This is a genomic window from Labrenzia sp. OB1 (assembly GCF_001624695.1).
Lineage (GTDB): Bacteria > Pseudomonadota > Alphaproteobacteria > Rhizobiales > Stappiaceae > Roseibium.
In genome coordinates, this window is record NZ_JSEP01000001.1 from 251,376 (window position 1) to 264,945 (window position 13,570).

General features: G+C 60.3%; 12 protein-coding genes. 8 read left to right on the forward strand and 4 right to left on the reverse strand.

The window, feature by feature from the left end:
* The first annotated feature begins 38 nt into the window (after nucleotides 1-38).
* The 8 genes from OA90_RS01120 to OA90_RS01155 all read left to right on the forward strand — a co-directional run bounded on the left by OA90_RS01120 (nucleotide 39) and on the right by OA90_RS01155 (nucleotide 9,297).
* Nucleotides 39-1,637 carry an EAL domain-containing protein gene (locus OA90_RS01120; protein ID WP_199823553.1) on the forward strand — a complete coding sequence of 533 codons (1,599 nt, stop codon included), beginning with the start codon at nucleotides 39-41 and terminating at the stop codon, nucleotides 1,635-1,637.
* A gap of 159 nt (nucleotides 1,638-1,796) precedes the next feature.
* A complete protein-coding gene (locus OA90_RS01125; protein ID WP_068405823.1) occupies nucleotides 1,797-2,753 on the forward strand; it encodes a sugar-binding transcriptional regulator in 957 nt (318 codons plus the stop codon).
* Between the two features lie 165 nt (nucleotides 2,754-2,918).
* Nucleotides 2,919-4,220 (forward strand): sugar ABC transporter substrate-binding protein, encoded by a 1,302-nt coding sequence (locus OA90_RS01130; protein ID WP_068405825.1) that lies wholly within the window; start codon nucleotides 2,919-2,921, stop codon nucleotides 4,218-4,220.
* Nucleotides 4,221-4,332: 112 nt separating this feature from the next.
* Nucleotides 4,333-5,199 (forward strand): sugar ABC transporter permease, encoded by an 867-nt coding sequence (locus OA90_RS01135; RefSeq protein ID WP_068405828.1) that lies wholly within the window; start codon nucleotides 4,333-4,335, stop codon nucleotides 5,197-5,199.
* A gap of 12 nt (nucleotides 5,200-5,211) precedes the next feature.
* Nucleotides 5,212-6,042 (forward strand): carbohydrate ABC transporter permease, encoded by an 831-nt coding sequence (locus OA90_RS01140; protein WP_068405831.1) that lies wholly within the window; start codon nucleotides 5,212-5,214, stop codon nucleotides 6,040-6,042.
* A 10-nt stretch (nucleotides 6,043-6,052) separates the two neighbouring features.
* Nucleotides 6,053-7,057, forward strand: coding sequence for an ABC transporter ATP-binding protein (locus OA90_RS01145; RefSeq protein WP_068405835.1), 1,005 nt, complete (start codon nucleotides 6,053-6,055; stop codon nucleotides 7,055-7,057).
* Entirely contained in the window at nucleotides 7,054-7,824 is a 771-nt protein-coding gene (locus OA90_RS01150; RefSeq protein ID WP_068405838.1) for an L-iditol 2-dehydrogenase, read from the forward strand. The genes OA90_RS01145 and OA90_RS01150 overlap by 4 nt, the downstream gene beginning before the upstream one ends.
* A gap of 3 nt (nucleotides 7,825-7,827) precedes the next feature.
* On the forward strand, nucleotides 7,828-9,297 hold the full coding sequence (locus tag OA90_RS01155; protein ID WP_068405841.1) for a mannitol dehydrogenase family protein: 1,470 nt from the start codon (nucleotides 7,828-7,830) through the stop codon (nucleotides 9,295-9,297).
* 110 nt (nucleotides 9,298-9,407) lie between these two features.
* On the opposite strand, the gene OA90_RS01160 is transcribed toward OA90_RS01155, so the two are convergent.
* Genes OA90_RS01160 through OA90_RS01175 form a run of 4 tightly spaced genes read right to left on the reverse strand, consistent with a single transcriptional unit; the run spans nucleotide 9,408 to nucleotide 13,356 of the window.
* Nucleotides 9,408-10,238: a heme ABC transporter ATP-binding protein gene (locus OA90_RS01160; RefSeq protein ID WP_082836769.1), complete on the reverse strand. Its 831-nt coding sequence runs from the start codon at nucleotides 10,236-10,238 to the stop codon at nucleotides 9,408-9,410.
* Nucleotides 10,239-10,250: 12 nt separating this feature from the next.
* Nucleotides 10,251-11,366 (reverse strand): iron ABC transporter permease, encoded by a 1,116-nt coding sequence (locus OA90_RS01165; RefSeq protein WP_068405844.1) that lies wholly within the window; start codon nucleotides 11,364-11,366, stop codon nucleotides 10,251-10,253.
* 8 nt (nucleotides 11,367-11,374) lie between these two features.
* Complete coding sequence (locus OA90_RS01170) at nucleotides 11,375-12,271, reverse strand: ABC transporter substrate-binding protein (protein WP_068405850.1); 897 nt, start codon at nucleotides 12,269-12,271, stop codon at nucleotides 11,375-11,377.
* Nucleotides 12,268-13,356: a ChuX/HutX family heme-like substrate-binding protein gene (locus OA90_RS01175; protein WP_068405854.1), complete on the reverse strand. Its 1,089-nt coding sequence runs from the start codon at nucleotides 13,354-13,356 to the stop codon at nucleotides 12,268-12,270. Before OA90_RS01175 ends, OA90_RS01170 begins: the two co-directional genes overlap by 4 nt.
* Nucleotides 13,357-13,570: the final 214 nt, after the last annotated feature.

The window sequence follows — 13,570 nt, forward strand, 5'->3', positions numbered from 1 at the left end:
GGACGGAACCGGAAGGTGCCCCGCAAATGCGGTCAAGAGTGTCGATAAATACAGTCGTTCCGTTGGCCGTGGCGTTGACGGTGTTCGGGATCGGCGGCATCGCCGTCTGGTTGATCGCTGCCGCGCAGCTGCACATTGTTCTGAGCGATCAGAAGAGTGCCGTCATCCAGAAGATCAACCTGGAATTTCACCATCGCGATGAGCTGCTTCTGGAATTCGCGGACCGGGCGAACAAGGGGTGTTCCGACACGTTGCAGCGAGAAATGCGCCGCTCCCTTTTCGATCACGACGCCATCCGCGACATTGCCACTCTCGACGATGACGCGAACGCGATCCTGTGTACGGCCCTGCTTGGCGACCTGGAACAGCCCGTACTGCTGAAACCCGAGGCAGGTCTGCCGACGCCCAGGAAGGGAAGATTCGTCTGGCTCGACCCGGAAGGCCTTGACTATCCCGTTTCCGCGAACCTTGTGCTGTTCCGGGAAGGCCCGCTCGCAATCATCAGCTATCCGACATGGCCCGACGGTCTTCCGGATCATCGCGGCTGGGAGATTACCGCAATCTCTCCCGACAGCGGGAGGAAAACGGCGGTCATGGGCAAACCCGGGATTTCTGACGACTACCAATGGTCGAGATGGAATCCCTTTATGTCACTCCTCTACCTTCGCACCTGCGAGCTCGAGAGCGGCATCATCTGCCTTTACATGAAGGCGGAACTGGGCGAGCTGGTCACCAGCGAATGGCCATTGCTGGTCACGGGCAATCTTGTCAACGGCGCCATGGCCGTCCTCATTTTTCTTCAACTGAGTACTCACCTGCAGCACCGCAGTTCTGTCGGTGGCCGGATCCGGCGTTCGATCCGCTCCGGCGGCGCCCAGATCCGCTGCGTCTACCAGCCGATCATCGATCTGCGTTCGGACCGGCTGTCCGGATGCGAGGTTCTGGCCCGCTACGAAGACGAGTTCGGACCGCTTTCGCCTTGTGAATTCATTCCCGAAATCGAACGGCAGCAATTGACCTGGGCTTTCACGGAAATAGTGCTCGCCCGCGCGCTCAAGGACCTGGAACCGATCCTGGACAAGCATCCGGAGCTGAACGTCTCGGTGAATGTCTTTCCCGGCGATCTCGACGACATCCATATGGAGCGGCTGAGCACAAACCAATCGCTCCAGTGGGCTGCCCGGAGCAAATTCCGGCTGTGCTTCGAAATTCTGGAAACGGGCATACTTTCCGCGGACCATATGCAGAAAGTCCAGAGATTCCTGGAACGATGCGGTTTCCTGATCGCCATCGACGATTTCGGTACCGGCTACTCCAACATCTCCCAGGTCAGGGACAGTCGCGTCGACCTCATCAAGATCGATCGGTCGTTTGTTCAGGAACTCGACCGGAAACTGCCGGCCATGCGCGCCTCTCTCGTCGGCCCGATGGTCGAGATCGCCCGGTCGATTGATGTCGATGTCGTTGCCGAAGGCATTGAAACAAAGTCCCAGCTGTCGCAGATCAAGGACTTGAAGATACGTTTCGGCCAAGGGTATTTCCTCTCAAAGCCCCTTGAAACCGATGCCTTCAGGGACTTCGTGCAAACAGACCGGAACAATGCGCATCGAACAATCGTCAGCCTGAAGCGGATCTGAGCTTGCAAGCGCATCCCCTTCTGACGCCTGATGTTGGCGGCACAACACCGGTTTCCCGGATGAATTGCACGGAAGCCGCTGCGGAAGTCTTCTGGGCATTTGCATATTTCAGGGAATTCTATCAGCTTGGGCCAAATTCAAGACTTGGTGACGGCTGACATGAAACAGAAAAACACTGCCGAGACCTCCCGTCTCGATGACGCTGCCCGGGCGGGATGGCTGTATTACGTAGCCGGCAATACGCAGGATGAAATCGCCCGCAAACTCGGCGTGTCTCGGCAATCCGCACAGCGCCTGGTCTCCCTGGCGGTCAGTGAACGGCTGGTCAAGGTGCGGCTCGATCATCCAATTGCCCGGTGCATGGAACTCAGCGCGCGAATGATCGACCGTTTCAAGCTGCAGAGCTGCGAGGTTGTTCCGAGCGATCCGGACGCACCGTCCTCCCCGGTCGGCATCGCCCAGGCGGCGGCCGCCGAAATGGAACGCCATTTCAGTTCCCAGCAACCCAAGATCATCGCCTTCGGAACCGGCCGGACCCTCAGAACGTCTGTCGACCAGATCCCTTCCATGGACTGTCCACAGCACCGCGTCGTCTCCCTGTTGGGCAACATGATGTCGGACGGCTCGGCTTCGGCCTACAACGTCATCATTCGCCTGGCCGACCGGATCAATGCCCGGCACTATCCGATGCCTTTGCCTGTCTTCGCCAGATCCCGCGAAGAGCTGAACCTGCTGCACAATCAGGAAGCTGTTCACAGCATATTGGATCTTATCCGCCAGGCAGACGCGACATTCGTGGGGATCGGCAACATGGGCCCGACGGCTCCGCTTGCACTTGACGGCTTCGTCGGCCTGGACGAGATGCGCGCCCTGGAACGGGCGGGAGCGATCGGCGAAATAACCAGTTGGGTCTATGACAGAAGAGGAAACCTGATCAACGGCCTCACCAACGACCTTGTGGCAAGTGCCCCTCTTGTCTCCAATGGAGAAAAACGGGTCTACGGCGTTGCCGCCGGCGAGTTCAAGGTACCGGCAATTCTGGGCGCTCTCGCGGGCGGGTTCGTCAACTGCCTGATCACGAATGAGCTCACATCTGAGCAATTGCTCAAGTACTGAGCATTTTCTCATCTACTTTAAATTACTGAAATAAAAAGGCTTTTTGCGATGCAGCAAAAAGCCTTTTGCTTTTTTCCCGTCTCACTCCTTGACTCGCGTCAGTAATTGCTGTGATTATTTGCTCGCAAGAATGGCAAATGCCCAATCTCGCTTGGGAGGATAATCATGGCATTTCATACCCGTGCGCTACTCGGCGCATGTGCGGTCGCGGCACTGTGTGTTCCGGCGACTGCAGAAACACTCACCATCGCAACCGTGAACAACGGCGACATGATCCGCATGCAGGGTCTGACGCAGGATTTCACCGACAAGACCGGCCACGATGTCGAGTGGGTCACGCTTGAAGAAAACGTTCTTCGTCAGCGTGTTACGCAAGACATCGCCGCCAAGGGCGGCCAGTTCGACATCATGACCATCGGCATGTACGAAACGCCGATCTGGGGCAAGCAGGACTGGCTCGTCGCACTCGATGACCTGCCCGCAAGCTACGACACCGACGACATCCTGCCCGCCATGCGCGGCGGTCTGTCCCTCGACGGCAAGCTCTACGCGGCGCCATTCTACGGCGAAAGCTCCATGATCATGTATCGCACAGATCTGATGGAAAAGGCCGGGCTGGAAATGCCCGACGCGCCGACCTGGGAATTCGTTGCAGACGCGGCTCGCAAGATGACCGACAAGGACAACGAGATCTACGGCATCTGCCTTCGCGGCAAGGCCGGCTGGGGCGAAAACATGGCGTTCCTGACAGCAACAGGCAACGCTTTTGGGGCCCGCTGGTTCGACATGGACTGGAAGCCCCAGTTCGACAGCCCCCAGTGGAAGGAAACCCTTTCCTTCTATATCGATCTGCTGAACGAAGCGGGTCCTCCGGGCGCCTCGACCAACGGCTTCAACGAAAACCTGTCGCTGTTCCAGCAGGGCAAGTGCGGCATGTGGATCGATGCCACCGTCGCGGCATCTTTCGTGACCAACCCTGCCGATTCCACAGTCGCCGACAAGGTCGGATTTGCTCTCGCACCGGACACCGGTCTGGGCAAACGCGGCAACTGGCTCTGGGCATGGGCGCTCGCCATCCCGGCAGGCACCCAGAAGGAAGCCGCCGCCAAACAGTTCATCGAATGGGCGACTTCCAAGGAATATCTTGAGCTCGTCGCCTCCAAGGAAGGCTGGGCGAATGTTCCCCCGGGAACACGGACCTCTCTTTACGAAAACCCGGAATATGCCAAGGTTCCGTTCGCCAAGATGACCCTGGACAGCATCAACTCGGCCGATCCGACCAATCCGACTGTTGACCCGGTTCCCTATATCGGTGTGCAGTTCGTCGCGATCCCCGAGTTTGCAGGCATCGCAACCCAGGTCGGTCAGGAATTCTCCGCCGCTCTGGCCGGTCAGCAAACGGTCGACGAAGCCCTGGCAAAGGCCCAGACCTTGACGGCCGAAGAAATGGAAGCCGCAGGCTACTAGGGAACTCCTCCCTCACTCGGGAGGGCGGGCATCGCCCCGCCCTCCCTTTTCTTCTCGGAAAGTTTTCACCCATCAGTGGCGGCAGGGCATGTCGTCAGATCAGGTGTGACCCATGGCAACCCAGCATTCCCGCTCCGCCGCCCGCATCATGATGGCGCCTGCCGTTGTCCTGCTGCTCGGCTGGATGCTCATCCCGCTGACGATGACCCTCTACTTCTCCTTCAAGAAGTTCCTGCCGCTGCGCGGCGGCGACCTTGGATGGGTCGGGTTCGACAACTACGTCCGCTTCGTCTCCTCCAGCGCCTTCTGGCCCAGCGTTCAGACGACGCTCATCATTGTCGGCGGCGTGCTCGTGATCACCGTCATGCTCGGAGTGCTGCTCGCGATCCTGCTGGATCAGCCGCTTTGGGGACAGGGCATCGTCCGAATTCTCGTGATCGCGCCCTTCTTCGTCATGCCGACGGTCTCCGCTCTGGTCTGGAAGAACATGTTCATGGATCCCGTGAACGGTCTTTTCGCCCATCTCTGGAAGTTCTTTGGCGCACAGCCGGTGGAATGGCTGAGCGACGCCCCTCTCTTCTCGATCATCCTGATCGTGTCCTGGCAGTGGTTGCCCTTCGCGACACTGATCCTTCTGACGGCGATCCAGTCTCTCGACAGTGAGCAACTGGAAGCTTCCGAGATGGACGGCGCGCCACCTCTCGCCCGTTTCGGCTTCATCATTTTACCGCACCTCTCGCGTGCCATCACGATCGTGGTGCTGATCCAGACGATCTTTCTGCTGGCGGTCTTCGCCGAGATTTTCGTGACCACGCAGGGATCCTTCGGCACACGGACACTGACCTACCTGATTTTCCAGCGCGTTCTGGAAAGCCAGAATGTCGGACTGGGGTCTGCGGGTGGTGTGTACGCAATCATTCTTGCCAACATTGTCGCGATCTTCCTGATGCGCATTGTCGGCAAAAATCTGGACTCGTGAGGAGAAGAGACGATGGCCCGCGCAGTCACTAATCGCCGCAAGGCTCTCAACACGCTCGTCGCGTGGAGTGTCGGCCTGCTGATATTCTTTCCCATTCTCTGGACGATCCTGACCAGTTTCAAGACCGAGGCACAGGCGATCAACGACCCGCCGCTGTTTCTCTTCTTTGACTGGACACTCGAGAACTACGCCGTCGTTCAGGAACGATCGGACTATATGCGGTTTCTCTGGAACTCGGTGATCATTGCCGGCGGGTCCACCGTCATAGGCATCATTATCGCGGTGCCCGCGGCCTGGTCGATGGCCTTCGTGCCTTCCAAACGCACCAAGGACATCCTGCTCTGGATGCTGTCGACAAAAATGCTGCCGGCCGTCGGCGTTCTCTACCCTATCTATCTGCTCTTCATCGAGCTTGGGCTGCTCGACACCCGTATCGGCCTGACCATCGTTCTCATGCTGATCAATCTGCCGATCATCGTATGGATGCTGTACACGTATTTCAAGGAGATCCCCGGCGAAATTCTCGAGGCAGCGCGCATGGACGGCGCCGCCCTGAAAGAGGAGATCCTCTACATCCTCACGCCAATGGCCGTGCCCGGCATCGCATCCACCTTGCTGCTGAACATCATCCTGGCCTGGAACGAGGCATTCTGGACCTTGAACCTGACCGCGGCCAAAGCCGCTCCTCTGACAGCATTCATTGCCAGCTATTCCAGCCCGGAAGGTCTGTTCTACGCCAAGCTGAGCGCCGCCTCCACCATGGCGATCGCTCCCATTCTCATTCTCGGCTGGTTCAGCCAGAAACAGCTTGTGCGCGGACTGACCTTCGGCGCGGTCAAATAGGAGCCAGATCATGGGTCAGATAACCCTCAACCAGATTACCAAGAGTTTCGGCGACGTTCAGGTCATCCCGCCCCTGGATCTGCGCATCGACGATGGCGAGTTTGTTGTCTTTGTCGGTCCGTCCGGCTGCGGCAAGTCCACTCTGCTGCGCCTGATCGCGGGTCTGGAGGATGTCACCAGCGGCGACATCACCATTGACGGCAGGAACGCCACGGAGGTTCCACCGGCCAAACGCGGCCTTGCCATGGTGTTTCAGTCCTACGCGCTGTACCCGCACATGTCGGTACGCAAGAACATCGCCTTCCCGCTGCGCATGGCCGGTCTCGACAAGGAAGCCCAGAACGCCAAGGTGGATGCGGCGGCAAAGGTGCTGAACCTGACCGATTATCTCGACCGCCGTCCCGGCCAGCTTTCCGGCGGCCAGCGCCAGCGCGTCGCCATTGGCCGGGCGATCGTGCGTGAACCGGCCGCTTTCCTGTTCGACGAACCGCTGTCGAACCTCGACGCGGCCTTGCGCGTCAACATGCGCCTGGAAATCTCCGAACTGCATCAGACACTCAAGACCACCATGATCTACGTGACCCACGACCAGGTGGAGGCCATGACCATGGCCGACAAGATCGTCGTGCTGCAGGCCGGTCTGATCGAACAGGTCGGCTCGCCGCTCGACCTCTATCACACACCGCGCAACAAGTTCGTTGCCGGCTTCATCGGCTCACCAAAGATGAACTTTCTCACCGGTCAATACGCCGCCGGATATGATGCCACAACCATCGGCGTCCGGCCGGAACACATTTCGGTCTCCTCCAGCGAGGGAACCTGGTCCGGCAGGGTCGGGGTCTCCGAGCATCTCGGTTCCGACACATTTCTTTATGTCGATATCGACGGCGTTGACGAACCGATCACGGTCCGCTCGACCGGGGAAATCGGTGTGCGTCACGGAGATAACGTCTACCTCACACCGGATGCCAGCAAGATCCACCGCTTCGACAAGCAGGATCTCAGGATTCCATGAGACTGAAAGGCAAATCCGCGCTGATCACCGGTGCGGCCAGAGGTATCGGCAAGGCGTTTGCGCGGCGGTACGTCCAGGAAGGCGCGAGTGTGGCGATCGGCGACATCAACCTTGCCGGCGCTGAAGCTGCCGCGGCCGAGATCGGCCCGGGCGCCTGGGCCGTGGAACTGGATGTTACCAGCCGGTCCTCCATTGACGCGGCCATCGCGGCGGTCGAGGCGGAAACCGGCGGCATCGACATTCTGATCAACAATGCCGCCCTCTTCGACCTCGCGCCGATCGTGGACATCACCACAGACAGCTATCAGCGTCTGTTCGACATCAATGTCGGCGGAACGCTGTTCATGATGCAGGCGGCCGCGAAGTCCATGATCCGCCGTGGCGAAGGCGGCAAGATCATCAACATGGCCAGCCAGGCGGGCCGTCGCGGCGAGGCTCTGGTCGGAGTCTATTGCGCCACCAAGGCAGCCGTTATCAGCCTTACCCAGTCCGCCGGACTCGACCTGATCCGTCACGGCATAAACGTCAACGCCATCGCGCCGGGTGTCGTGGATGGCGATCACTGGGACGGCGTCGACGCACTTTTTGCCCGATACGAGGGTCTGAAGCCCGGAGAGAAGAAGGCCGAGGTTGGCGCGGCCGTGCCCTACGGCCGGATGGCGACCGCGGATGACCTGACCGGCATGGCCGTGTTCCTGGCGTCGGGTGAGGCCGATTACATTCTGGCGCAGACCTACAACGTCGACGGCGGCAACTGGATGAGCTGACCAATGACCAAAAAACTCGATAAGACTGTGCTCAACTCACTCCCCGAGACCATCAGCAGACCCGCATATGACGGCGCGGCTTTGTCACCTGGTATCATGCATATCGGTGTCGGCAACTTTCACCGCGCCCATCAGGCTATCTATCTGGACAGGCTGTTCACGCTCGGAGAAAGTCACGACTGGGCGATAGTCGGCGCAGGGCTGAAGCCCTATGACACGGCCATGCGGGAGCGACTTGAGACCCAGGACTGGCTCACCACCGTGGTCGAACTCGACCCGAAAGGGCTGAGCGCACGGATTTGCGGCTCGATGATCGATTTCATCGACGTCGATCCCGCGGCGCTGCTCCGGAGTCTGTTGGAACCCGGCATCCGCATCGTGTCGATGACCATCACCGAGGGCGGATATTACGTCGATCCCAATACGGGCGGCTTCGACGCCGGCCATCCGGAAATCCAGGCCGATCTGAAAGATCCCGATCATCCCCGGACCGTGTTCGGGGTGCTGGTCGCCGCCCTTGTGAAACGCAAGGCCGCGGGCACGGCACCGTTCACCGTCATGTCCTGCGACAACCTTCCCGAGAACGGGCATATGGCAAAGCAGACAGTCGTCGGTTTTGCACGCGCCCTGTCGGGCGAAACGGCCGACTGGATCGCGGAAAACGTCGCGTTCCCCAACGGCATGGTCGATTGCATCACTCCGGCAACCGGGGACCGGGAACGCAATCTCGTGCGCGACACCTTCGGCATCGAGGATGCCGCGCCGGTCGTCTGCGAGCCGTTCCGGCAATGGGTGCTTGAAGACGATTTCCCCACGGGGCGCCCGGCGCTTGAGAAGGTCGGCGTCGAATTCGTCCGCGACGTTGCGCCTTACGAACTGATGAAATTGCGCATCCTCAATGGCGGCCATGCGGCCATCGCCTACGCCAGTGCGCTTCTGGGCCATTACTTCGTACATGACGCCATGGCGGACCCGCTGATCCGCGACTTCCTCAGGAAACTGGAAGAAGACGAAGTCCTGCCCACAGTGCCGGAAATCCCGGGCGTGAGCTTCGACAAATATCTGACGACGGTCATGGAGCGCTTCTCCAACCCGGCGGTGGGCGACACCATTCCCCGCCTCTGCCTGGACGGATCGAACCGCCAACCGAAATTCATCCTTCCGACCATCCAGGACCGGCTCGACAAAGGCCTGCCCATCGAGGGCCTCGCTCTCGAAACCGCTCTCTGGTGCCGCTATTGTCTGGGAACGGATGAAGCTGGAAACGCTATCCGGGTGGAAGACGACAATGCCGGCAAGCTGAAAACCTGGGCCGAGAGTGTCTACGGCAACTCGTCCGGAGACTACGAAATGCCGGACCTGCTCGGCAATCTGGCTTCCGAACCGGACTTCCTCCAGGCTTTCGGGAAGGCTGCACAGGGCATCGCGGCGCGCGGGGTCGCAAATGCACTGAGAGCATACATCGGGGGTTAGCTGGGACGCTGGCTTCCGGTCACCTGTGGTCGCGGCTGATCCGGCAGGACGTTTCCGGCCGCCATGGGCAACCGGTTCAGGCCTTCACCTCGGTGATGGCAGGCATCCGGTTATCCGGCTGTGTCGGCTCCCGGCACAACGAGAGGGACGCCGGATTGTCCAAAGCGTGTGAGCGCCAGCGGAAAATCATAGGCATCCGACAGGAGATCCGCCTGCATCACGTCATCCCGCCTCCCGAAGCTCAGGCGCTTGCCAGCTTTCATGACCAGAATACGGTCCGCGAAGGTTGCGGTCAGGTTGAGATCATGCATCACCGCGACCACACCGCCTCCGGCGGCAGCGTATCCGGACGCAAGTTGCATGATCTGGTACTGGTGCTTGATGTCGAGGCTGGAGACCGGCTCGTCCAGAAACAGCCAGCGCGGACTGCCATCGTCAGCCACCGGTTCCCAGACCTGGCAGAGCACCCTGGCAAGCTGCACCCGTTGCTGCTCTCCGCCTGAAAGCTCCTGGTAGCCCCGTCCCTCGAACCCGTGTAGCCCGACTTTCGCCAGCGCATCCTTGATCCGCCGGGCGCGCGCGTCCCGTCCCTGCCGCCTGTCGATCACGCCCAGACCGACAACTTCCGCAACGTTGAGCGGAAACGATATCTGGCTCGCTTGCGGCAGGACCCCGCGCATCTGTGCCATATATTCCGCTGAGAGCTTTCCGGTCTCCATCCCCGCGAGCCGGATCGAACCGGAATAGGCCAACTCACCGGTCATCGCTTTCAGCAGCGTTGTCTTGCCAGATCCGCTCGGCCCGATGATCGCCACGAACTCGCCTGCCTGGGCGTTGAAGGAGACATCCTGAACGATCTGGACGCGGCCAATGGATATGCAAGCGCGCTCAACGCGGAGTTCGGATGAGGACGGCTCCTCCGCGAGCTTGAACTGGTTCAACTTGAGCTCCCTTCAAAGGCCGGTAAGGCCGCGTTTGCGCAGCAGGATCCAGAGAAAGAACGGCGCACCGGCAAAGGCTGTGATGATGCCGATCGGAAGCTCGGCGGGAGCGACGATGGTACGGGCGAGCGTATCGGCGGCGATCAGGAGAATTGCACCCAGAAGCGCCGATGCGGGCAGTAGATACTTGTGATCGGGTCCGATTGTCAGCCGCAGCAGATGCGGCACGACAATGCCGACGAAGCCGATCCCGCCACTGACGGCAACCGAGGCTCCGGTCGCAGCCGCGACCAGAAGGATGCTGATGTTTTTCAGCCGCTGCACCCGGATGCCGATGTGGGCGGCAGCGGCCTCTCCAAGGGTCAGCCCGTTCAGCCCTCTAGCCAGGAACGGCACGCTGACAAGCATGACCCCGATGATGGGAGCGGCAGAGGCCACCTTTTCCCAATTGGATCCGGCAAGCGAACCCAGCCCCCAGAACTGCAGATCCCTGAGTTGCTGATCATCGGCGGCATAGACCAGCAGACCGGTCAAGGCCCCTGTGAGAGCACCCAGCGCGATCCCTGCAAGCAGGAGCGTTGCAACAGACGTGATGCCGCCCCGCGTGCCGATACGATAAAGCAGCAATGTCGTGATCAGACCGCCGATGAAGGCTGCAAGCGGCACGGCGTAGATACCGAGGACCGCCATCACCGGAGCCAGCGCCGTATTGCCCAGAACGATGAAGAGCGCCGCCCCGAGACCGGCTCCGGCAGAAACTCCGACGATGCCGGGGTCGGCAAGCGGATTGCGGAACAGGCCCTGCATGACGGCACCCGCGACCGCAAGGGCGGCCCCGACCAATGCCCCGAGAACCACACGAGGCAGCCGGATTTCCGTGACGACTATCCAGTCGCGCACGGAAACCCCTTCCGGTGCGCCGGCGCTTGCCGCAAGAACACGCCCCGGCACATGTGGCAGAATATCGAGCACGGGAATGGCGATCGGACCGATCGCCAGACTGACGAGCATCGTCAACACGGCGACAACAGCCAGAAGCACCAGTGCGGCGCGGGCAAGAGGTTCGCGGTTGCCGCCTGACGAGGCAAACCGCCGGGCGGCTCGTTCGGGGAGGACTATGCCGGTCATGCTATCGGTCAGTTCCGGACGCTTGCCAGTTCCACGGCAAGATCCTTGACCGCATCGGCGGTTCGGGGCCCGAAGCCAAGCAAATACTGGCCATCCATCTTGATGAGCCGGTTGTTGATGCCCGCCGGCGTCTGCGCCATAGCCGGATGGCTGAACAACTCGTCGGCGCTGGCGCCATGATCCCCGCCCCGTGACATCATCAGCACCGCATCAGGCGCTGCACTGATGATCGCCTCGTCACTGAGCTGCTTGTAGCCGGAGAAATCGGCCACTGCATTTTCCGCCCCGGCCAGTTTCAGGATGCCGTCGGCAGCCGTATCGGAGCCGGACGCGAGAATGCGGCCACCATTGGTCGACAGGATGAACAGAACCCGCACACCGGATGTCTGGTCGGCCGCCTGCTTGCGGGCTGCTTCAAGGTCGGTTTCCAGCTTGATGGCAAGCTCTTCAGCTTTGCCCGGCACGGCGATCGCCTCGCCGATCACGCGCACCTTGTCCACAATGCCTTCGGCCGTGAAAGCATTCGGAATGTTCGCAATGGCGACCCCGGATTTCTGGAGAAGGTCAACAGTCTCGGGCGGGCCGCTGCCATCCAGCATCAGGATCAGCTCCGGATCGATCGACAGCACACCTTCCGCCGACAGCGCCCGCATATAGCCGACGTCCGGCAGATCCAGCGCTTCCTGCGGATGGATGCTGGTGCTGTCCCGCGCGATCAGACGCTCTCCTTCGCCGAGCGCGTAGATCACCTCGGTTACCGAACCGCCGACTGCGACGATGCGGTTTGCGGCTGACTGCTGCGTTCCTTCGGCGAAAAGCGATTTGGCAGGCGTGACGAGAGCCGCCGCGGTCAGTGCCGTCGCGACGGCAACGCCGTAAAACCGGGAATACAAGATCTCCCTCATTCCCCTGCCTCCAAAGCAAGGGCGCGGTCCAGCTTCGGCAGGTTTTCCGCCAGGTTCCGCCAAACATCACGCTCGGCATTCCCTTCCCCGCGCACACCGAAGAACTGGATGACCTGCTGGCCGTCGCTGTCAAAGGCCTCGACCGAAGTCACATGGCCGACATCGGCCGGTTTGCGAACCAGCCAGACATCGTGGATCTGGTCGGTTCGAAGGTGCAGATGGAAGGTCGGATCCATGACATTGATCCAGGGGCCTTTTTCCATAATCGTTTCCACTGCACCGGTGTGGATCTGGATGCAGCCACGGTTGCCGACGAAACACATCAAAGGAACCTCTTCCGAAGCCGCGAGACGCAAGAGAGACGTAACGGCACCGTTATCCAGCGGCCAGGCCCATTCTTCCCCGACAAGTTCGAAGGCGCTGACGCGGTCGAGCTCGAGATCCTTGAGCAATCCGTGGAACTGGTGAGGGTCCTTCATCGCCTGCCAGCGTTCACGCAGTGTCACTTCGACACCGTCAGAAGGGGTTTTGCGGGCAAAAGGCTCAGCCGGGGTTACCGCGGGAAGCACGTCCGGGGACTGGTCCTCCAGAACCAGAGTGTCGACCAGTTGGTCCCAGGCCGCCATGTCTGTGTCCGGGCGAGCGTGAATTTTCTGGACGGCGTCTCCATGCGCATCGAAAAACTGCAGGGATCTGCGGATATCCTTGCCATCCACCTTTTCAACGGCAAAACCATGAACCCAGCTGCCGGGAAACATGCGCAGGTCGATCTGCTCACCCAGCATCAGCGCAGCCCGCTTGCCATGGACGAACTTTTCGAAGGGGCCGATCTTTTCGTGAACGGCGCTTTCGTTGCGGGTCAGCGCCATCACTTCACCGACCTTTTTCAAACCGGGGAAAAGATCGTCAAATCGTGGCTCGATCCTCCGGGTACCGTGTCCGACGAAACTGGCCACCAGCTCCGCCTCGCTCACGCCGAGAATTCTCGCCAGATCCCGTTCTCTCATTTTTGGATTTTGAGCACGCGCTTCGCGAATGGCGGCAGCGGTCGGTCTGTCTTCGTTGGAAATCTGTTCGGCGCTCATGCGTCCTGCCTTCGTTGATCATGGTCTGCGTCACCGCTGCCGCCGCTTGGCCTTTGCTGCGCCCCGGTAAAGATAACCTGCTGGCAACGAACAATAATTTGGAACTATTCCAAAGAAGGCGAAAACCGCGTCGGCCGCGATCTATTACTTGACTCCTATAATCACGTTTCATATTGACTGCAATACCTGAGTCGACGGCTCATGTTTATAACGC

Excerpts from the sequence above, each read along its gene's own strand:
- OA90_RS01125 (WP_068405823.1), top strand. The coding sequence starts at position 1,797 with ATGAAACAGAAAAACACTGCCGAGACCTCCCGTCTCGATGACGCTGCC.
- OA90_RS01130 (WP_068405825.1), top strand. The coding sequence starts at position 2,919 with ATGGCATTTCATACCCGTGCGCTACTCGGCGCATGTGCGGTCGCGGCA.
- OA90_RS01135 (WP_068405828.1), top strand. The coding sequence starts at position 4,333 with ATGGCAACCCAGCATTCCCGCTCCGCCGCCCGCATCATGATGGCGCCT.
- OA90_RS01140 (WP_068405831.1), top strand. The coding sequence starts at position 5,212 with ATGGCCCGCGCAGTCACTAATCGCCGCAAGGCTCTCAACACGCTCGTC.
- OA90_RS01145 (WP_068405835.1), top strand. The coding sequence starts at position 6,053 with ATGGGTCAGATAACCCTCAACCAGATTACCAAGAGTTTCGGCGACGTT.
- OA90_RS01150 (WP_068405838.1), top strand. The coding sequence starts at position 7,054 with ATGAGACTGAAAGGCAAATCCGCGCTGATCACCGGTGCGGCCAGAGGT.
- OA90_RS01155 (WP_068405841.1), top strand. The coding sequence starts at position 7,828 with ATGACCAAAAAACTCGATAAGACTGTGCTCAACTCACTCCCCGAGACC.
- OA90_RS01165 (WP_068405844.1), bottom strand. The coding sequence starts at position 11,366 with ATGACCGGCATAGTCCTCCCCGAACGAGCCGCCCGGCGGTTTGCCTCG.
- OA90_RS01170 (WP_068405850.1), bottom strand. The coding sequence starts at position 12,271 with ATGAGGGAGATCTTGTATTCCCGGTTTTACGGCGTTGCCGTCGCGACG.
- OA90_RS01175 (WP_068405854.1), bottom strand. The coding sequence starts at position 13,356 with ATGAGCGCCGAACAGATTTCCAACGAAGACAGACCGACCGCTGCCGCC.